The organism is Legionella londiniensis (assembly GCF_001467825.1).
GTDB classification, from domain to species: domain Bacteria; phylum Pseudomonadota; class Gammaproteobacteria; order Legionellales; family Legionellaceae; genus Legionella_A; species Legionella_A londiniensis.
Genome location: NZ_LNYK01000002.1, coordinates 15,861 through 33,952, shown reverse-complemented (window position 1 = coordinate 33,952; position 18,092 = coordinate 15,861). Strand labels below are relative to the sequence as shown.

Below are 18,092 nucleotides of genomic sequence, written 5' to 3'. Positions count from 1 at the left end.
TTATGGCTCACGCAGATATGGTAAAAATCACAGAATTCATGTGCGGAGACAGGCTCCGACTTGTTGATTTCGGTCAAACAGGAGACAGTTACCGCCGTCGGCTTTTATCATTGGGCATAACCAGAGGCGTTGAAATGCTTGTGCTTAAGGTTGCGCCATTAGGCTGCCCTGTATTGGTGGAAGTCAGGGGCACTATGATTGCCTTGCGCAAGGAAGAAGCCTGCCACTTGCATTGGGAGAGGTTATGAAGCATATCCTTCTGGTCGGCAACCCAAACTGCGGAAAAACCACTCTCTTTAATGCCCTCACCGGCGATAATCAACGCGTGGGCAACTGGCCCGGGGTTACGGTTGAAAAAAAGGAAGGATTTTTCTTTCATAATGATGAACAGATAAAAATCACTGACTTGCCCGGTATTTATAGTTTGGTCACAACAAGTGCAGGTTCGAGTCTGGATGAAAAAATTTCTGCAGAGGCGGTGGCCAGGCTGGATTTTGATCTTGTCGTCAATGTGGTGGATGCTTGTCATTTGGAGCGCCATTTATATTTGACCAGCCAATTGCTGGAGTTAGGCAAGCCCGTCGTCGTTGCGTTGAATATGACTGATCTTGCCCTGCAGGAAGGCATTGAGATCAATTCAAACCAATTAGCGCAATATTTGCATAGCCCGGTGGTGGAATTGCAGGCAAATCGGGAAATCGGTCTTAATGATTTGCGTCAGGCGATTGTGAAACGTCATGCCTGTCCAAAACCGCTTGCCTTACCGCTTCCTGCCTTGCTCAGCGCGGCTTTGGCATCTCTTGAGGCCGCTCTTGTTTCCGGGCACGAGCCTGCTCAGGCGCATTATATCGCCTGCAGGATTCTTGAAGGGGATACCTTGCTCTTTGGCGGGAAAAATAAAGCAATCAGCATAGACCATGGCGATGTCTTGATGGCCGATGCCCGCTATCAGGCGGTGCACACCATCGTATCAGGGGTTCAGAGGAAACATTCGGACATCAAAGAGCGGCTGACCGCAAAAATTGATCGTATCCTCCTCCACCGCTTTTGGGCTTTGCCGATTTTTTTTGCCATCATGTATGGCATGTTTCTCTTTGCAATTAATATCGGCGGCGCATTTCAGGATTTTTTTGATCTTGCAACGGATGCGGTGTTTGTGCAGGGGGCTGCGTATGGTTTGCATCGGCTATCCTGCCCGGACTGGCTGATCGCATTTTTGGCTTACGGCGTAGGGAAGGGGATCAATACGACTTGCACTTTTATCCCGGTACTTGCTGCCATGTATTTTTTCCTCTCTTTCCTGGAAATATCGGGATATATGGCGCGTGCTGCTTTTGTCATGGATAAGATCATGCGTTTTTTGGGGCTCCCTGGCAAATCTTTTGTGCCAATGATTGTAGGATTCGGCTGCAATGTTCCTGCTATCATGGCAGCAAGAATCCTGGACTCAGAGCGCGACAGGCTTTTGACGGTGCTGATGAGCCCATTTATGTCCTGTAGCGCGAGGCTTGCAATTTATGCTGTTTTTGTAGCCGCCTTTTTCCCGACCGGCGGACAAAACATTGTCTTTTCATTATACCTCATCGGTGTTCTCATGGCCGTAGCGACAGGCTGGTTATTGCAGAAAACACTTTTTCGCGGAGAGGCAGCGCCGCTGATTATCGAGCTGCCTGCCTATCACAGGCCCACCTTACGAAGGCTGCTTAAGGAAACCATGTTGCGCCTGCGCTTTTTTGTTATTCGTGCCGGCAAAGTGATTATCCCGGTTTGTATACTGCTTGGGGGATTAAATACATTAACTGTGCATGGTGGGTTAAACGGCGCTAATGCGAGCGATGAGTCTGTCTTGTCCTGGATTGGCCAGGCCTTAACTCCGCTATTTTCACCCATGGGCATTCATCCAGATAACTGGCCTGCAACGGTTGGATTGCTGACTGGCATATTTGCCAAAGAAGTGGTTGTCGGCTCATTAAATACACTCTATGCCCAGGCGGGCAACTTTGCGGAAACGTCTGTTGCTGCATTTTCTTTATGGGGCTCCCTGAGCGACGCATTTTTTTCTATTCCACAAAATCTCTTCAAGATTGGCAGCGCATTCTGGAACCCTTTTCTTGCCAGCATGCCTGATGATACTGTCTCTCATTCAGTATATGGCACCATGTATCAGCGTTTTGACGGCAAGGCGGGAGCCTATGCCTATTTGCTCTTTATTTTGCTGTATATTCCCTGTGTTTCGACCATGGCAGCAATCCGTCAGGAAGCAAGCCGCAAGCTGATGTGGTTTTCTATTGCCTGGTCAGTGCTCATGGCCTATTCTGTATCCGTAATTTTTTACCAGTCAGCCACTTTGATTCGCAATCCCTATACAGCGCTGCTATGGATAGCTGCAATGCTTTTTGTTATCGCCATGGCGATATTGTGTATTTGGACAGTCACAAAACCTGCACGAGGTTCACAATATGTTGCTGCAAATACTTGATTTTATCCGGCGTGAACACGTAGCGAGCACTCAACAAATCGCCCGCGAATTCTCCATCGAGGAACAAGCTTTACTGCCCATGCTTGAGATATGGGAAAACAGGGGGCTGATTCGCTGCTCGGGAACAAGCGCCGGCTGCAAGGCAAATTGCTTTGGTTGTCGTTTGGAAACCCTGATTTTTTATGAGTTTATTGGGAAGTATCCGCTGGATCTCCCTCTTAATAAGAAATAGTTTCAAGAAAACGGCACTTACTTCGTGTCACAACCGGGAATATAAGCTAAGATTATATTATCAAGATGGATTATACTGATTGGCAAATGACAGATTCAGAGCGTACTGATTATCAAATCAATGAAGAACAAAGGCTCCTTCTGGAAGAGGAGTTTGATCCGGTCACCCTGATAGAACGGGTTTATCATTTATGGCGGAACTGGGCCGATTTTCAGTTATTTGTCGTGAGCCCAACCATCGACACCGTTTATCCTCCCCTACTGATTCCTCCTGGGCGCGTTGAAGAAAGTGACGAGATGGAGTTTGTTTATCCCATATATGATCATGGGTATAAACTCACAACTTCAAAAGCGCAGGATATGTATAAAGCCGGTATGTCTATGTGCAAGCTCTATTATACCATTGAAAAAATGATTTTTTTGCTGGTGGAGCGTCTGAAATCAGGCGGCATAGACACTGAAACTGAAGTCCAGGTTGCATTTGGCGGCCATGAATTATCTCAGCGCAAGGCTTTTGAATCAATCATTAATCTCAGCTATAACGTGGTGGTCACCAATTTTGATCCCGGCGTATGGGGAGAGCGCTATTTGCAGACTGTAAAACGCCTTGCCGATAAAGGATTTGGCTATCCGCCCGAAGCGCCCCGCGATCGCTACCGACATGCGCCGAGCACGACCTCGGGCGTAAAAACTACAAAATAACCACATCGCATTTTGTATATTTATTAAGCAATTCAAGCGGATTTTTCAGGGTGCCCAAACCTAAAACTAAAACAGGCACAGCAAGCAGGATACGCTTTAAAATTTGTTTTTGAGAGATAGGAGCCGCATGGGGGATAAGCTTAAGGCCCCATGCGCGCATGCCGATGGTTTGTCCGCCATGCCTGTAAGAGAGCGCATAATAAAGATACGCCGCCCCCGAGAGTAAGATTTGAAACCAGCGTGTGCCTGGCAGAATGGTTGCGCCATGCCTTAAAATCAGGCAAAACCCGGTGATGACAAAAAACAAGGCGCAAAGAATCAGCGCATCATAGAGCACAGCCCCGTAATAATAGAACAGGATAAAGCGGCTTTTTCTATTGTCCATTCGTGCTTATTTATATGAACAGTGCAGAAGATTTTAGGCTGCAATCCAGTCTGCTGCAATTTTATCTCAGCAATAAAAATTGTATTCGAATAGCATATAGAGGTTCTTTTCTGTTTAAACTTTGCGTGGAAAAAACAGAGTGGTATACTTGCACTGTTTTTTTCACGAATGCTTGATTAAACACCTCTTGAAATTGAAGGCAATGAATAAATCGTCGGGACTCATTTGCTTTAATTCCAGGAGGTTTTGCTGTTTTTAAATATTTTGGAGCATCCCGGCAATGAGTACCTTGTTTAAACAATTCATTGCCGGCATGAATTGAACCGATTAATAACTTTAATGAAGGATAAACATTCTGTGAATCGTCAAAGACCGGTAAATCTTGATTTAACAAGCTTAAAATACCCTCCCATGGCAATCGCGTCGATTTTGCACCGGGTATCAGGGGTCATCTTATTTATCTTGTTTCCTGCTTTGCTTTATTTTTTAAGTTGGTCTTTGCATTCTGAAGCGGCATTTCAAGAAGTAAAAGCTTGGCTTGCAAATCCTTTTTGCAAATTGCTATTTTGGGCTTTTTCTGCGGCCGCAGCTTATCATCTTTTGGCTGGCACCCGACATTTGATAATGGATATTGGATTTGGTGAAGAGCTTAAAGCAGGTCGGATGAGCGCTGTTTTTGTCATTGTCCTCGCTCTTGTCTTGGCAATCTTTCTAGGAATTTGGATATGGTAACAAATGTCACAAGCTTGACCGGAAACGGATTGAGGGACTGGTTGATTCAGCGGGTTACTGCAATTTATTTTGCCGTTTATATACTGTTTTTATTTGGCTTTTTGTTTTCTCATCCGCAACTTGAATATAACCAGTGGCGCTCGCTATTTGATGCAAGCTGGTTTCGCATCGCCAGTGTCATTGCATTGCTTTCCTTCGTATTGCATTCATGGGTGGGGATTTGGACAGTCACCACAGATTATATTAAATGCACCGCAATTCGCATTTCTGTGCAGTTTTTAGTCCTTTTGTTTCTGCTCAGTCAATTCATATGGGGCATAATGATTTTTTGGGGACAATGATAATGGCTTTTGTACGCAACAAATTTGATGCAGTAATTATTGGCGCAGGCGGTGCGGGAATGCGCGCTGCCCTGCAATTGGCAAATTCAGGTATGAAAGTTGCCCTTTTGTCTAAAGTCTTTCCTACCCGGTCTCATACTGTCTCGGCCCAGGGCGGCATCACTTCCGCTTTAGGCAATGCCGACGATGATGATTGGCGCTGGCATATGTACGATACGGTGAAAGGAGCTGATTACATCGGCGATCAGGACTGTATTGAATACATGTGTAAAGCAGGCCCTGAAGTTGTATATGAGCTTGAGCACATGGGGCTGCCTTTCTCGCGCATGGATAACGGTAAAATTTATCAGCGCCCGTTTGGGGGGCAGTCCAAGAATTTTGGCGGGGAACAGGCAACCCGCACGTGTGCAGCGGCTGACCGCACGGGACACGCATTGCTGCATACCTTGTATCAGCAAAATTTAAAGGCTAAAACTCATGTATTCAGCGAGTGGTTTGCTCTGGATCTGGTCAAAGACGCAAAAGGCCATATAGCTGGCGTCACTGCTTTATGCATTGAAACTGGAGAGCTGGTATTTTTTCAAAGCCGCATTTGCATTTTTGCCACAGGTGGCGCAGGCCGGATTTATCAATCTACCACCAACGCTTATATTAATACTGGCGACGGATTCGGCATGGCATTGCGCGCGGGCATTCCCTTGCAGGATATGGAAATGTGGCAATTTCATCCCACAGGCATTGCCGGGGCTGGAACTTTAGTGACGGAAGGTTGCCGAGGCGAAGGCGGTTACCTGATTAATAAGGATGGCGAGCGCTTTATGGAGCGTTATGCGCCGCATGCAAAGGATCTGGCGTCGCGCGATGTGGTTTCGCGCGCTATTGCTCTTGAGTTGCGCGAAGGCAGGGGGTTTGATCCGAATGGCGTGGATTATGTCAAACTCAAGCTCGATCACTTGGGAGCCGACCTAATCAAATCAAGGCTTCCCGGCATACGCGAGTTATCATTGCAGTTTGCAGGCGTAGATCCCATTCATGAGCCTATCCCGGTTGTACCTACCTGCCATTACAGCATGGGTGGGATTCCTACCAACATCCATGGACAGGTGCTCACCAAAGAAAAAAACCAGGAACGCGTGGTAGAAGGCTTATATGCTGTTGGGGAATGCGCTTGTGTTTCCGTACATGGCGCCAACCGGCTTGGCGGCAACTCCTTACTGGATTTGGTTGTATTTGGTCGTGCTGCGGGATTGCATGTTGAGCAATTGTGGCAATCCAATCAAATGCCTGAAATGTCTTACGTAACGGAAGATGACATTGCGGCTTCCCTTGTTCGTTATCATCGTTGGGAAAATTCAACCGATGGTGAAAGTCCTGCGGAAATCAAGGCAGAAATGCAGCGGGTTATGCAGGAAGATTTTGGCGTATTCCGCAAGGGTGAGTTTATGGAAAAAGGACTCGAACGATTGCAGGAGCTGCGCGAGCGGTTATCGCACGCTAAGCTTCTTGATAAAAGCGCTGTATTTAATACGGAACGAATTTCTGCTCTGGAACTCGATAATTTGATGGCTACAGCCTATGCTACAGCAAAATCTGCGCTGGAACGTAAAGAAAGCCGCGGGGCTCACAGTCGTGAAGATTATCCTAAACGAGATGATGCAAACTGGATTAAACATACCCTGTATTTCGCTGAAGGCGATCGTATGGATTACCGCCCAGTCAACACATCGCCCAAATTTGTTGAGGCATTTGAGCCCAAAGAACGCGTTTATTAATGAGGATACAAAATGGCTGAAACACGAAGTCTGACGCTGTCGGTTTACCGGTATAATCCTGAGGTCGATGACAAGCCTTACATGAAAGATTATGAAATAAGTATTCCGAGCAAAAGCGATCCCATGCTGTTGACCTTGCTTGAGCGGTTAAAATCTGAACAAGATGCAACCCTTGCTTTCCGCCGATCCTGCCGTGAGGGCGTTTGCGGTTCAGATGGCATGAATATAAATGGCACCAATGCCCTGGCATGCATTACCCATGTTTCAAAGCTTAATACAGATAAAATTGTTATCCGTCCGTTGCCTGGTTTTCCCGTCGTGCGGGATCTGGTTGTCGACATGACGCAGTTTTATCAACAATATGAGCGCATTGAACCCTATCTGCAGCATGATGGTACGGTGCCTGCCCGTGAGTTTCTGCAATCCCCGGAAGAGAGGGCGAAGCTTGACGGCCTTTATGAATGCATTTTATGTGCTTGCTGTACAAGTTCATGTCCTTCATATTGGTGGAATCCGGAAAAATTCGTAGGGCCGGCAGGGCTTTTGCAGGCCCGGCGTTTTTTAGCGGACAGCCGTGATACGGCAACCATGCATCGGCTGGGTAAATTACAAGATCCTTTCAGCGTGTTCCGGTGCCGTACTATCATGAATTGTACCAACGTTTGTCCTAAAGGGTTAAACCCGACCAAAGCGATAGCTGAAATTCGCTTGCAAATGCTAAAGCAGGAAACCTAATTTTTTCTGATTTGTCCTGTATGCGCGCGTAAGAAACAGCTTGGGCAGCTACGAAATTTGCCGCAAGCAATGATGAATTTACCTGATTCAGGTATGATTTTTTTGTGGAGAAACCGAATGACCAGCAGTAATCTGCAAAAAGAGTGGGCTAATTCCTATCTCTCAGGTGGCAGTATGGCTTATGTTGATGCCCTGTATGAAGATTATCTCGAAGATCCCGAGTCCGTGTCAGAGGATTGGCGTGAGGTTTTTGCATCGTTGCCGCCTGTGAATGGAAAAAAGGAAGTTTCGCATCGTGAAATACGGGATTATTTTCTAAGTGCGGCCGATAAAAAGGTCAGGCCGACAGTTTCTGTGGAGATCAAACAGGCTGAAGTCACCGATCTCATCAATGCCTACCGTACGTATGGCCATTTAGCGGCAGATCTTGACCCCTTGCAAATGGTTGAGCGCAATCCTGTGGCCGCGCTTGAGCTTTCCTCACACAAATTAACCGATGCCGATTTGGATAAAACCTTTTTTGCAGGCAACTCCTTTCCTAAAAAGGAAATGACTTTATCTGAAATCTGCCAGGCCTTAAAGCAAACATACTGTGGCAGCATTGGCGTTGAATACATGCATATTGCTAACAATGAAGAAACCAAATGGTTGCAGCATGTATTTGAATCAGTCCAGGGAAAACCTCAGTTTCAAGACGAAAAAAAACTGGAAATTCTTAAACAGTTGATAGCGGCGGATGGCTTGGAACGCTATCTGGGCAACCGCTACGTTGGACAGAAACGATTTTCACTGGAGGGAGGCGATTCACTGGTTCCAATGGTGAAAGAAATCATAAACCAGGCAGGCGCAAAAAAAGTCAAGGAAATTGTTATTGGTATGGCTCATCGCGGCCGCTTGAACGTATTGGTTAATGTGCTTGGAAAAGCACCTGATCAACTGTTTCAGGAATTTGAAGGAAACGTCAATTCAGAGAGAACTGGCGATGTAAAATACCACCTGGGGTACTCATCGGATTTATGCACCGATTCAGGCAATATTGTTCATGTGGCTTTGGCATTTAATCCCTCCCATCTTGAAATTATTGATCCTGTGGTACAAGGGTCAGCGCGCTCCCGCCTGCGCCGTCATAATGATTTGGAGCGCAAGGATGCAGTTGTTCCAGTCATTATCCATGGCGATGCTGCATTTGCCGGACAAGGTGTTGTGATGGAAACCTTTAATTTTTCTCAGGCGCGCGGCTATTGCACAGGCGGCACAGTTCATATCGTGGTCAATAACCAAATAGGCTTTACCACCAGCAATCCACTGGACGCGCGTTCAACCCTGTATTGCACGGACGTCGCCAAAATGGTGCAGGCGCCCATTATTCATGTCAATGGCGATGATCCCGAAGCCGTTCTTTTCGCAACCCGTATTGCTTTTGATTTTCGCATGAAATTTAAACGGGACGTAGTCCTTGATCTGGTTTGTTATCGCCGCCATGGCCATAATGAAGCGGATGAACCTTCTGTTACTCAGCCCCTAATGTATAAAAAAATTAAATCCATGCGTCCCTTGCGCGAAACCTATGCCGAAGCGCTTATTTCTGCCGGGTTAACGACTGAGGAACAGGTAGATAAGTGGGTTGAAGCTTACCGTGACAAGCTGGACAAGGGAGAAGCCGTTGTTGAAACTGTCAAGGGAGATTATGAGGGCAAAGTGGCTGTTGACTGGACTCCCTATATCAATGCCAAATGGACTGATAAGGCTGATACGACAGCAGATGAAAAAACCCTTAGGGAGTTGTCGAGGCAATTGCACACGTTGCCAGGTGATTTTACCCCTCATCCTGTTGTTGAAAAACTGCTCAAAGAACGGGAAAAAATGGCGCAAGGTGAAATTCCGATAAATTGGGGATATGCGGAAACCATGGCATATGCCACGCTATTGCATGAAGGATATGCTGTACGCTTATCCGGCCAGGATTCAAGCCGCGGTACATTTGCCCATCGCCATGCCGTCCTGCATGATGCGGAAACCGGTAAAACGATTACTCCTCTGGAAAAAGTGGTTGCCAATCCCCATCGTCCCTTTGTCGTGATTGATTCTGTTCTCTCCGAAGAGGCAGTGCTTGCATTTGAGTACGGTTTTGCCGCCTCCGAACCTAATTCACTGGTCATATGGGAGGCGCAATTTGGCGATTTTGCCAATGGGGCTCAAGTGGTTATTGATCAATTCATCAGCTCCGGCGAACAAAAATGGGGCAGGTTATGCGGGCTTGTGATGTTTTTACCCCATGGTTATGAGGGTCAGGGCCCTGAGCATTCTTCAGCCCGCCTTGAGCGGTTTATGCAGCTTTGCGCCCAGCAAAATATTCAAGTCTGCGTCCCTACCACACCTGCGCAGATATTTCATCTTCTACGCCGGCAAATATTGAGAAAATTCCGTAAGCCGTTGATCGTCATGACTCCTAAAAGTTTACTTCGCCATAAGCTGGCAGTATCACCGCTGGAGTCTTTGACTTCAGGCGGCTTTTATAATGTCATACCCGAGATTGATGATCTTGATCCCGACAAGGTCACAAAAGTGGTGTTGTGCTGCGGAAAAGTTTACTATGATTTACTGCAAAAGCGCCGTGATGAAGCACTAAACCATATTGCCATAGTCCGCATCGAGCAGCTTTATCCTTTTCCCAAGAAGGCATTAACCCAGGAACTGGCAAAATTTCCTCGAGCTAAAACCATCATCTGGTGCCAGGAAGAACCGCAAAACCAGGGTGTTTGGTTTGCATCGCAACATAACATTAAAGATTGCTTACATGAGGATCAATCGCTTTACTATGCTGGCAGAGGGTTTGCTGCGGCGCCTGCGGTTGGCAGTCCAAAGCTCCATAAACAGCAGCAAGAGGACTTGGTTGAAGAAGCGTTATATGATTAGCGTTTCTGTCTAAAGATAAATAACAAATTATAAAAGGTAAAACTATGTCAATTGAAGTGAAAGTACCTGCTTTACCTGAGTCAGTTTCCGATGCAACCATTGCAACCTGGCACAAAAAACCTGGGGATAAAGTCTCACGAGATGAAAATATTGTTGATTTAGAAACCGATAAGGTAGTTTTAGAAGTGCCTGCGCCGGCTGACGGAGTTTTAAAAGAAACCTTTTTCAAAGAGGGCGACACGGTGAATGCCGGCGAAGTCCTTGCTTCTATTGAAAAAGGCGCAGGAGAAGATAAAGCTGCCAAAAAAGAGGAAGTCAAAGAAAAAGAGGAAAAGAAAGCAAGGGATAAAGTTGAAGAAGATGAGCAAGAAAAAGCGGCAAGTCCCGCGGTACGAAGAATGCTTGCTGAGCATGACATCCAGCCTAGCCAAATTAAAGGAAGCGGCAAAGAGGGTCGTATCACCAAGGAAGATGTCATCGCATACATTGAATCTAGGCGGGAACAACCTGCCCAAAGAGCGGCACAAGAATCCGCTCCAGGCGATCGGGAAGAGCGCCGTGTTCCCATGTCAAGATTGCGCGCCAAAATAGCCGAGCGCCTCGTTGAAGCGCAGCATAATGCCGCAATGCTGACTACATTTAATGAAGTCAACCTGAAAGCAGTCATGGATATGCGCTCTCAGTACAAGGATGTTTTTGAAAAAAAACATGGCGTTAAACTTGGATTCATGTCTTTTTTCACGAAAGCCGTTGTGGAATCACTGAAGCGGTTTCCGGCTGTCAATGCATCCATTGACGGGCAAGACATTGTCTATCATGGCTATTATGATATCGGCATTGCCGTCTCTACCGACCGCGGTTTGGTTGTACCCGTCATTCGCAACGCAGATCAAATGAGCATGGCTGAAATCGAACAGCAAATCGCCGATTACGCTTCTCGTGCACGGCTTGGCAAGTTATCCATGGATGAAATGCAAGGCGGTACATTTACCATTACCAATGGCGGCGTGTTCGGTTCATTACTGGCAACCCCAATCATCAATCCGCCGCAAACAGGTATCCTCGGCATGCATAAGATCGAAGAACGGCCAATCGTTGAAAAGGGACAGATTGTAATACGCCCCATGATGTATGTGGCATTGTCGTATGATCATCGGCTTATTGACGGCAAGGAGTCCGTGCAGTTTTTAGTCAGCGTGAAGGAGTTACTGGAAGATCCTTCGCGGTTGTTGCTCAATGTTTAAATTATTCGTTCACAGTATAGACACGCCTAAAAACGTGTCTTGCTTTTTTTAAGGGTATGTATAATGAATTTACATGAATACCAAGCTAAGCAGTTATTTTCCAGCTATGGTCTGCCGGTACCACGGGGTGAAGTTGCCTATAGCGTTGAAGATGTGTTAAAAGCCATTACCCAGTTATCAACGTCGCGCTGGGTAGTCAAAGCGCAAGTCCATGCCGGCGGCCGCGGCAAGGCAGGCGGCGTCAAAGTGGTCAGCAGTAAGGAAGAGCTCGAGTCATATACCAAATCTCTGTTAGGCTCCCGTCTTGTGACCTATCAGACTGATGAAGACGGGCAGCCTGTCCATTCGGTTTTGGTCGAAGAAACATGTGATATTGACAGAGAACTGTATCTCGGAGCTGTAATTGATCGCGCCTCACAAAGGGTGGTTATCATGGCTTCAACAGAAGGGGGAGTTGAAATTGAAAAAGTAGCAGAAGAAACCCCTCAGAAAATTTTCAAGATTACCATAGATCCCCTGGTGGGAGTAATGCCTTATCAATGCCGTGAAATCGGATTTAAGCTCGGGCTTAAAGAAGATCAGATAAAACAATTTACCAATTTGATGAGCGGCCTTGGCAAAATGTTTATTGAGTGTGATTTGAGCCTTCTTGAAATCAACCCTCTTGTGGTGAATAAAGCTGGTGATTTGATTTGTCTCGATGCCAAAATCAACATTGATGACAATGCGTTGTACCGTCAACCCAAACTGAGGGCCATGCGCGATACCTCCCAGGAAAACGAACGGGTAAACCGCGCTCATGATTGGGGGTTAAACTACATTCCTCTAGACGGCGAGATCGGCTGTATGGTTAACGGCGCAGGACTGGCTATGGCGACCATGGATGTGATTAAACTTTACGGCGGTGAACCTGCAAACTTTTTGGACGTGGGCGGCGGCGCTACCAAGGAGCGTGTCAGTGAAGCGTTTAAAATTATTCTGTCTGATGAAAAGGTCAAAGGCATATTGGTGAATATATTTGGCGGCATTGTCCGCTGCGATCTGATTGCAGAAGGCATTTTGGCCGCAGTGCAGGAAGTTCAGGTGAAAGTGCCTGTTGTTGTTCGGTTGGAAGGCAATAACGCCTCGTTAGGAGCAGACATATTGAATCAAAGCGATCTAAATGTCATTGCCGCAAGCAGTTTGCCGGATGCAGCGAAAAAAATCGTCGATGCAATCGCTTAAAAATTATTCCTGGGGTCAATCATGAGTATATTAATAGATAAAAAGACAAAAGTAATATGCCAGGGTTTTACTGGCAAACAGGGAACCTTTCATTCCGAGCAGGCAATCAAATACGGAACCAAAATGGTGGGCGGTGTAACCCCGGGCAAAGGTGGTCAAACACACCTTGATTTACCGGTTTTCAATACGGTTAGAGAGGCAGTCGAAGAAACGGGCGCTGAGGCAAGTGTTATTTATGTGCCTGCGCCTTTTTGCAAAGACTCAATACTTGAGGCGGCAGATGCGGGCATTGAATTGATTGTTTGCATTACGGAAGGAATCCCGGTGCTTGATATGCTGCAGGTGAAGGTATATCTCGAAAATAACAGCAACAGCCGATTGATCGGCCCAAATTGCCCGGGCATTATTACACCCGGTGCTTGCAAAATAGGGATCATGCCAGGCGATATCCACCTGCCGGGTAAGGTAGGTATTGTTTCCCGTTCCGGCACGCTGACTTATGAAGCCGTTAAACAAACTACTGATAAGGGTTTTGGCCAAAGCACTTGCGTTGGGATAGGTGGAGACCCAATTCCTGGAACCAACTTTATTGATGTGCTTGCATTGTTTGAAAAAGACGAACAAACCGAAGCTATTATTCTTGTGGGCGAAATTGGCGGTACTGCCGAGGAAGAAGCTGCTGAATTTATTCAATCTAATGTTAAAAAGCCAGTGGTTGCCTATATTGCTGGGGTGACCGCACCTCCCGGAAAGCGAATGGGGCATGCCGGCGCAATCATTTCAGGCGGCAAGGGCACAGCTGAAGATAAATTCAAAGCGCTCGAGGCAGCCGGAGTCAAAACCGTCAATTCGCCGGCAGAACTTGGTAATGCTGTTGCTGAAGTTACAGGCTGGTAAATCGCTTTATGGGCAAATGGAAGTCAATAGCAGATATCAGGCGGGAATATGGCACCTTGAGTTTGAATGAAGCGGAGGTGCCGGAATCGCCATTTGTATTATTTGAGAAATGGTTTGAAGAGGTGCTTGTATCTGAAAAAAGCGATCCTACCGCAATGGTGCTTGCTACTGTTGATGAAAGGGGATACCCGGATACCCGGGTTTTACTTTTAAAAGGACTTGAAGAAGGTCATTTTGTTTTTTTCACCAATTACCAGAGTACCAAGGCCATCCAGCTTAATCATACCCCTTATGCCGCCATGAATTTTTATTGGCCGCAAATGGCGCGCCAGGTTCGCATCCGCGGGCGGGTTAAACGTGCCAGCAAGGAATTATCTGATGCTTATTTTGCATCCAGGCCCTACACCAGTCAACTAAGTGCTATCACATCTCCGCAAAGCCGAGAAATTAAAGGGCGAGAAGAACTTGAAGAGCGGTTAAATGCGCTGATAGCTCAATATCAGCAACAAAATGTCATGCGCCCAGAATATTGGGGCGGCTATATTCTGATTCCTGATGAGATAGAATTTTGGCAGGGCCGCGATAATCGACTCCATGACAGAATTCATTATTATCTTAAGAACAATCAATGGCATCATAGGCGCTTGGCGCCTTGAAATCGACTGCCCATTAACATCTTTAGGTTATATGGGCGAGGCCTTTTAGGGTAATGCCTGTCTGATGGTTTGTAATGTAGAGTGTTCCTCCAGGGTTTTGTACTTTGATTTCAGCTTGATGCTTTTGAAAACAAAAAACCGCAGCGCAACATGCGCCAGTGCCACAAGATTGCGTTAAACGTTGTACGCCGCGTTCGTAAGTTACAGCAGCTAATGTGCAGCTGTCTTGTTGATAAAAAACGGTTAAATTTATGCCTTTTGGAAAAAGGGCATCATTTTGATTAAGCATTTGGCCTAATTGCCCGACTTCTTCAACACTTAATCGCTCATTCAAAATCAAGTGCGGCTCCATCACATCTGCATAATATAAAAGATGGTCTTGGAATCGCCATGCATAAAACCCGCCTGTTTGTTGAAAAATATCGCTTTGGGCGATGAATTTTTTTTGCGGTATAAAATTAACATGAGGTAAATCGACCCCATAAACAGAATGGCCATAATGCCTGAGCCTATAATTCCTGCCTTGAGCCTTGATGTAGAACTGTAGCTTTGGATATTGCGCGTGCAAATAGGCGGCGCAAGCTCTGGCGCCGTTCCCGCAAAATTCGCCCAAACTTTGATCTACCCCTAAAACAAGCATTTCAATGCTCAAATTGTTATCCATTATGACCGCATTTTTTAAAATGAGCGCGTCATCACATTGCTGGTCAACCAGATGTTGGTGTATCGTTAAAAAATGCGCTTCATCCACTGAGGCAAGGTTTAAACAATCGGCGATGATAAAGGTATTCTTACAGGCTTCGGCTGTATAAAGCTTAATGGACATGAGCGCTCTCCGTGTTTTTTTCCGTTTTCATGAGAACAACATCGCTCTCATTGCTTAATTCATTGTTTATCTTGAATAAACCTGATTGCTGCATCGCTTTGGTGTAAGAACCCTTGGTGGCAATTGCATAATAGAACGGAGGATAAACGGTATAACTCACTTTTGAAGGTTTAAAATCAGTCAATTCAGGGCTGGTTTTTTTTAGATACTCCTCTGCGACAAAGGTGTGGGTTTGGCCTGTTTCTTGATTATGAACGATAGCTTTTTCCCCACGCTTGAACGCATTGATAATAAATTCCACCAACTGACAAAAATCGCTGGACGAAGACTTTAAATGTTTTTCCTGGGACGGATGAAATAGTTTTTGCGCAAGTAAATCCGCCTTTAATTTTCCTTCTAAAAAGACAAATTGTAAGCCGATAGTTTTTAGCTGTTGGATATACGGCGGAGGGTTTCGCTCGCTGAATAAGGCTAAAAACTCCTCCTCAAGTGACTTAATTGCTTCAAGATTGTCGTAACCGCATTCCTTGGTTTTAATGTCCAAAACCAGCAACATTTGCGAAGACAGGGTTAGGTGATTTTTGGGTATGCTGTTAATTTCTTTAAGAATTTGTTTTGATTTTCTCTTATCGCTAAATTGATGTTTTTTTTCAACCGATGCTTCCCAGTTCAAGGAATAAATATCAACGACGGTTCCACTCGGTTGTACAGGATTATCCGGGATAAATTTGAGTTTAACGGAGCAAAGCTCATCAATTGCTTGCTCTTTTTCCGCATTGAATAGCAATTTTACTTTATATGCATTTTTTTTATCAGATTGATTGTGTTTATTCTGGTAAGCACTGACCATAAATGAAAGTTGATGTTTCATGCCATATCTCTCTGTTTCATTATTAATCGACGAGTATTGATTATGAGCCATGGCTTTGTTATAAATAAAATGAATCTTTTTGAATTAATGATGAAAATAAATGAGTTTACTAAGTCCGAGATTAATTGCTTTTCTAGCTGTGGCGCAGTGCAAGACAGTCCATCGTGCTGCCGATAAAATCCATATTACTCAAACGGCGGTCACCCAGCGCATTCGAGCCCTGGAACATTCCCTAAAAACGACGCTGTTTATCCGGACAAGGAAAGGGATGAATTTGACCCCTGAAGGAGAGGTTTTATTAAGATATTGTCAAAATATTCAAAATATAGAAGGAGAGATATTAGCGAAATTGCAGGGATATCATGAAGACATGGAAATTGGATTAACGATTATATCGCCAACAAGCCTGATGCGATCCCGCATCATCCCAAAGATGATTCCCATTATGCAAAAATATCCCAATCTTCTCATGAATTTTAAACTTTTAGACGAGGAAAAGCGTCATTTGCAACTCAAATCGGGCCAGTGCGATTTTGCGATCCTCAATAAAGAGCAGCTTACCCAGGAAATGAGTTACAAGCAGCTCAAGCCTGAGGAATACGTATTGGTATGCAGCGCTCTATGGCAGGATAGAACACTTGAAGATATTCTGCAAAAAGAACGTATTGTTGACTTTAATCCTGAAGACAGAATGACTTATGAGTATCTCCGTTTCTATAACCTGGATCATCCGAATAGAAGCCGATATTACGCAAACAATACCAGTAATATGACGCAGCTCATTTGTGCGGGAATTGGTTACAGCGTGTTATCAAAAGAATTTGCTCTTCCCTATTTGTTAAGCCAGCAACTTCATGTGTTAAATGAAGGCAAGCCATTAAATATTAACCATTATCTTGCCTGGTTTGAACGTCCAGAACCCCCGAAGTATTTTGCAGAGGTTATTGATTTTATTGAGTAAATTATATGATTAACCGATTTGTTTCTGTTTAAAAGCAGGTTTTGAATCAATTTGTTTCAGCATAAATAGGTTAAAAACTCTTTTCTTCATTTTTTATTGTCAAGAAATCGTAAAAAAATGACCTCAGCCAATTTCTTGACATTAACCAGGCATAGAATGAACTTAAGGAAAAATTAGTGATCTGACGACAACTAATAGTATTTAAACTGTAAACAAGGGGTATCATCATGAACGATATCGATAAAATTTTACCTCATATTAAACTGCGCTTTAATATCGAACATCCCACATTTGAGGAATGCTATGCTCATGGCTACGAATGCGCAAAAGCTGAAATTGGCGAGGAAGCAAATCCATTTCCTGTGAATACGCCTGAAAGTGAGCAATGGCTTGAAGGATGGTGGGCTGGTTTTTATGGAGAAATGCCATTGTATGAACTGCCGGAACTATTGGGCGCCGCCCGGATTGAACCGCAGGTCGCAGCAAACGATCAGGATTTTTCGAGCCAAAAAACCAGTTTTTTTAAAAGAGTTTTGGAAATAACCGGTGTGATCGCTGTTTCAACGGTATTGGGATACCAGGTCATTGATTTGGTAGCCTAAGCTTGTCCCGCGCCGGTATAATTATCGGCGCGGCATGCGCTAATTCTTATTGAAAATCTTAAGGACAATGCTTCTCATTCTGGCTAATTCCTGGGGATTAAATTCCTTATAGAGTGGGCTGCCTATATTTAAACTGACGGTAATATTCTCGCCAATTCCCTTAAGAAGGTTGACGCCAGTTAACTTAAGCAACTGGATTTGATCTTTAATTTCCACCGCCCAGGCATTTAAATAATCCATGGCGGTAAATACTGGAAGAAAGATTTTGTCTTCCTCCGTTAAATACAAGACATGCGGATCGTTAGCAGGGGAGTGTTTTTCTACCGGAATGATAAAATTTGATTTTATAAACTCGAGGTAGGCCTTATTGGCTTCTTTACTGTTTCCCTTTGCCTGAAAGGCTTCGTGTATAGCTTTTTCTAATTCATTCATTGGTAAACCATTCTTAAGTCATATTTTATTTTAATCTATTTTGCCAAAAATTGAGTTGATGCCAGTTTATCAGCGCGCCCCATGAT

At 45.0% G+C, this 18,092-nt stretch carries 19 protein-coding genes; 15 read left to right on the top strand and 4 right to left on the bottom strand.

Features of this window, described 5'->3' with window-relative positions:
- Window positions 1–17: 17 nt before the first annotated feature.
- From Llon_RS01420 to Llon_RS01405, 4 genes are all read left to right on the top strand, one after another.
- A complete protein-coding gene (locus Llon_RS01420) occupies window positions 18–248 on the top strand; it encodes a FeoA family protein (RefSeq protein ID WP_058528328.1) in 231 nt (76 codons plus the stop codon).
- Window positions 245–2,479: a Fe(2+) transporter permease subunit FeoB gene (gene feoB, locus Llon_RS01415; RefSeq protein WP_058528290.1), complete on the top strand. Its 2,235-nt coding sequence runs from the start codon at window positions 245–247 to the stop codon at window positions 2,477–2,479. The genes Llon_RS01420 and feoB overlap by 4 nt, the downstream gene beginning before the upstream one ends.
- On the top strand, window positions 2,460–2,711 hold the full coding sequence (locus tag Llon_RS01410) for a FeoC-like transcriptional regulator (protein WP_065238255.1): 252 nt from the start codon (window positions 2,460–2,462) through the stop codon (window positions 2,709–2,711). Before feoB ends, Llon_RS01410 begins: the two co-directional genes overlap by 20 nt.
- 86 nt (window positions 2,712–2,797) lie before the next feature.
- Entirely contained in the window at window positions 2,798–3,412 is a 615-nt protein-coding gene (locus Llon_RS01405; protein WP_058528327.1) for a hypothetical protein, read from the top strand.
- Here Llon_RS01405 and Llon_RS01400 read toward each other — a convergent pair.
- A complete protein-coding gene (locus Llon_RS01400; protein WP_058528289.1) occupies window positions 3,402–3,797 on the bottom strand; it encodes an RDD family protein in 396 nt (131 codons plus the stop codon). The two genes, Llon_RS01405 and Llon_RS01400, sit on opposite strands and share 11 nt — an antisense overlap.
- A gap of 357 nt (window positions 3,798–4,154) precedes the next feature.
- Between Llon_RS01400 and sdhC the strand changes: the two genes are divergently transcribed.
- The 9 genes from sdhC (at window position 4,155) to pdxH (ending at window position 14,314) form a co-directional block, all read left to right on the top strand.
- A complete protein-coding gene (sdhC, locus tag Llon_RS01395) occupies window positions 4,155–4,529 on the top strand; it encodes a succinate dehydrogenase, cytochrome b556 subunit (protein WP_058528326.1) in 375 nt (124 codons plus the stop codon).
- Window positions 4,523–4,870: a succinate dehydrogenase, hydrophobic membrane anchor protein gene (gene sdhD / locus Llon_RS01390; RefSeq protein ID WP_058528288.1), complete on the top strand. Its 348-nt coding sequence runs from the start codon at window positions 4,523–4,525 to the stop codon at window positions 4,868–4,870. The genes sdhC and sdhD overlap by 7 nt, the downstream gene beginning before the upstream one ends.
- Before the next feature lie 2 nt (window positions 4,871–4,872).
- Window positions 4,873–6,642: a succinate dehydrogenase flavoprotein subunit gene (gene sdhA, locus Llon_RS01385; protein WP_058528287.1), complete on the top strand. Its 1,770-nt coding sequence runs from the start codon at window positions 4,873–4,875 to the stop codon at window positions 6,640–6,642.
- Window positions 6,643–6,654: 12 nt separating this feature from the next.
- Window positions 6,655–7,377: a succinate dehydrogenase iron-sulfur subunit gene (locus Llon_RS01380; RefSeq protein ID WP_058528286.1), complete on the top strand. Its 723-nt coding sequence runs from the start codon at window positions 6,655–6,657 to the stop codon at window positions 7,375–7,377.
- A 117-nt stretch (window positions 7,378–7,494) separates the two neighbouring features.
- A complete protein-coding gene (locus Llon_RS01375; protein WP_058528285.1) occupies window positions 7,495–10,293 on the top strand; it encodes a 2-oxoglutarate dehydrogenase E1 component in 2,799 nt (932 codons plus the stop codon).
- Between the two features lie 44 nt (window positions 10,294–10,337).
- Window positions 10,338–11,537 carry a 2-oxoglutarate dehydrogenase complex dihydrolipoyllysine-residue succinyltransferase gene (gene odhB, locus Llon_RS01370; protein ID WP_058528284.1) on the top strand — a complete coding sequence of 400 codons (1,200 nt, stop codon included), beginning with the start codon at window positions 10,338–10,340 and terminating at the stop codon, window positions 11,535–11,537.
- A gap of 63 nt (window positions 11,538–11,600) precedes the next feature.
- Window positions 11,601–12,761, top strand: a complete 1,161-nt coding sequence (sucC, locus tag Llon_RS01365) for an ADP-forming succinate--CoA ligase subunit beta (protein ID WP_058528283.1) — start codon at window positions 11,601–11,603, stop codon at window positions 12,759–12,761.
- A gap of 21 nt (window positions 12,762–12,782) precedes the next feature.
- On the top strand, window positions 12,783–13,658 hold the full coding sequence (gene sucD, locus Llon_RS01360) for a succinate--CoA ligase subunit alpha (RefSeq protein ID WP_058528282.1): 876 nt from the start codon (window positions 12,783–12,785) through the stop codon (window positions 13,656–13,658).
- Window positions 13,659–13,666: 8 nt separating this feature from the next.
- A complete protein-coding gene (pdxH, locus tag Llon_RS01355) occupies window positions 13,667–14,314 on the top strand; it encodes a pyridoxamine 5'-phosphate oxidase (RefSeq protein ID WP_058528281.1) in 648 nt (215 codons plus the stop codon).
- Window positions 14,315–14,336: 22 nt separating this feature from the next.
- Here the strand turns inward: pdxH and Llon_RS01350 are convergent, their stop codons facing one another.
- Window positions 14,337–15,140 carry a diaminopimelate epimerase gene (locus Llon_RS01350; protein ID WP_058528280.1) on the bottom strand — a complete coding sequence of 268 codons (804 nt, stop codon included), beginning with the start codon at window positions 15,138–15,140 and terminating at the stop codon, window positions 14,337–14,339.
- Entirely contained in the window at window positions 15,130–16,011 is an 882-nt protein-coding gene (locus Llon_RS01345; RefSeq protein ID WP_058528279.1) for a hypothetical protein, read from the bottom strand. Before Llon_RS01345 ends, Llon_RS01350 begins: the two co-directional genes overlap by 11 nt.
- Before the next feature lie 100 nt (window positions 16,012–16,111).
- On the opposite strand from Llon_RS01345, the gene Llon_RS01340 reads away from it, so the two are divergent.
- Both Llon_RS01340 and Llon_RS01335 read left to right on the top strand, forming a co-directional pair.
- Complete coding sequence (locus tag Llon_RS01340; RefSeq protein ID WP_065238254.1) at window positions 16,112–16,972, top strand: LysR family transcriptional regulator; 861 nt, start codon at window positions 16,112–16,114, stop codon at window positions 16,970–16,972.
- Between the two features lie 227 nt (window positions 16,973–17,199).
- On the top strand, window positions 17,200–17,574 hold the full coding sequence (locus tag Llon_RS01335; protein WP_058528277.1) for a hypothetical protein: 375 nt from the start codon (window positions 17,200–17,202) through the stop codon (window positions 17,572–17,574).
- 39 nt (window positions 17,575–17,613) lie between these two features.
- Here the strand turns inward: Llon_RS01335 and Llon_RS01330 are convergent, their stop codons facing one another.
- On the bottom strand, window positions 17,614–18,006 hold the full coding sequence (locus Llon_RS01330) for an SseB family protein (RefSeq protein ID WP_058528276.1): 393 nt from the start codon (window positions 18,004–18,006) through the stop codon (window positions 17,614–17,616).
- Window positions 18,007–18,092: the final 86 nt, after the last annotated feature.

Coding starts and splice junctions, on each gene's coding strand:
- Llon_RS01350 (WP_058528280.1), bottom strand. CDS start 15,140: ATGTCCATTAAGCTTTATACAGCCGAAGCCTGTAAGAATACCTTTATC.
- sucD (WP_058528282.1), top strand. CDS start 12,783: ATGAGTATATTAATAGATAAAAAGACAAAAGTAATATGCCAGGGTTTT.
- Llon_RS01400 (WP_058528289.1), bottom strand. CDS start 3,797: ATGGACAATAGAAAAAGCCGCTTTATCCTGTTCTATTATTACGGGGCT.
- sdhD (WP_058528288.1), top strand. CDS start 4,523: ATGGTAACAAATGTCACAAGCTTGACCGGAAACGGATTGAGGGACTGG.
- Llon_RS01380 (WP_058528286.1), top strand. CDS start 6,655: ATGGCTGAAACACGAAGTCTGACGCTGTCGGTTTACCGGTATAATCCT.
- Llon_RS01330 (WP_058528276.1), bottom strand. CDS start 18,006: ATGAATGAATTAGAAAAAGCTATACACGAAGCCTTTCAGGCAAAGGGA.
- Llon_RS01405 (WP_058528327.1), top strand. CDS start 2,798: ATGACAGATTCAGAGCGTACTGATTATCAAATCAATGAAGAACAAAGG.
- odhB (WP_058528284.1), top strand. CDS start 10,338: ATGTCAATTGAAGTGAAAGTACCTGCTTTACCTGAGTCAGTTTCCGAT.
- Llon_RS01410 (WP_065238255.1), top strand. CDS start 2,460: ATGTTGCTGCAAATACTTGATTTTATCCGGCGTGAACACGTAGCGAGC.
- pdxH (WP_058528281.1), top strand. CDS start 13,667: ATGGGCAAATGGAAGTCAATAGCAGATATCAGGCGGGAATATGGCACC.
- Llon_RS01420 (WP_058528328.1), top strand. CDS start 18: ATGGTAAAAATCACAGAATTCATGTGCGGAGACAGGCTCCGACTTGTT.
- Llon_RS01345 (WP_058528279.1), bottom strand. CDS start 16,011: ATGAAACATCAACTTTCATTTATGGTCAGTGCTTACCAGAATAAACAC.
- sucC (WP_058528283.1), top strand. CDS start 11,601: ATGAATTTACATGAATACCAAGCTAAGCAGTTATTTTCCAGCTATGGT.
- Llon_RS01335 (WP_058528277.1), top strand. CDS start 17,200: ATGAACGATATCGATAAAATTTTACCTCATATTAAACTGCGCTTTAAT.
- feoB (WP_058528290.1), top strand. CDS start 245: ATGAAGCATATCCTTCTGGTCGGCAACCCAAACTGCGGAAAAACCACT.
- Llon_RS01375 (WP_058528285.1), top strand. CDS start 7,495: ATGACCAGCAGTAATCTGCAAAAAGAGTGGGCTAATTCCTATCTCTCA.
- Llon_RS01340 (WP_065238254.1), top strand. CDS start 16,112: ATGAGTTTACTAAGTCCGAGATTAATTGCTTTTCTAGCTGTGGCGCAG.
- sdhA (WP_058528287.1), top strand. CDS start 4,873: ATGGCTTTTGTACGCAACAAATTTGATGCAGTAATTATTGGCGCAGGC.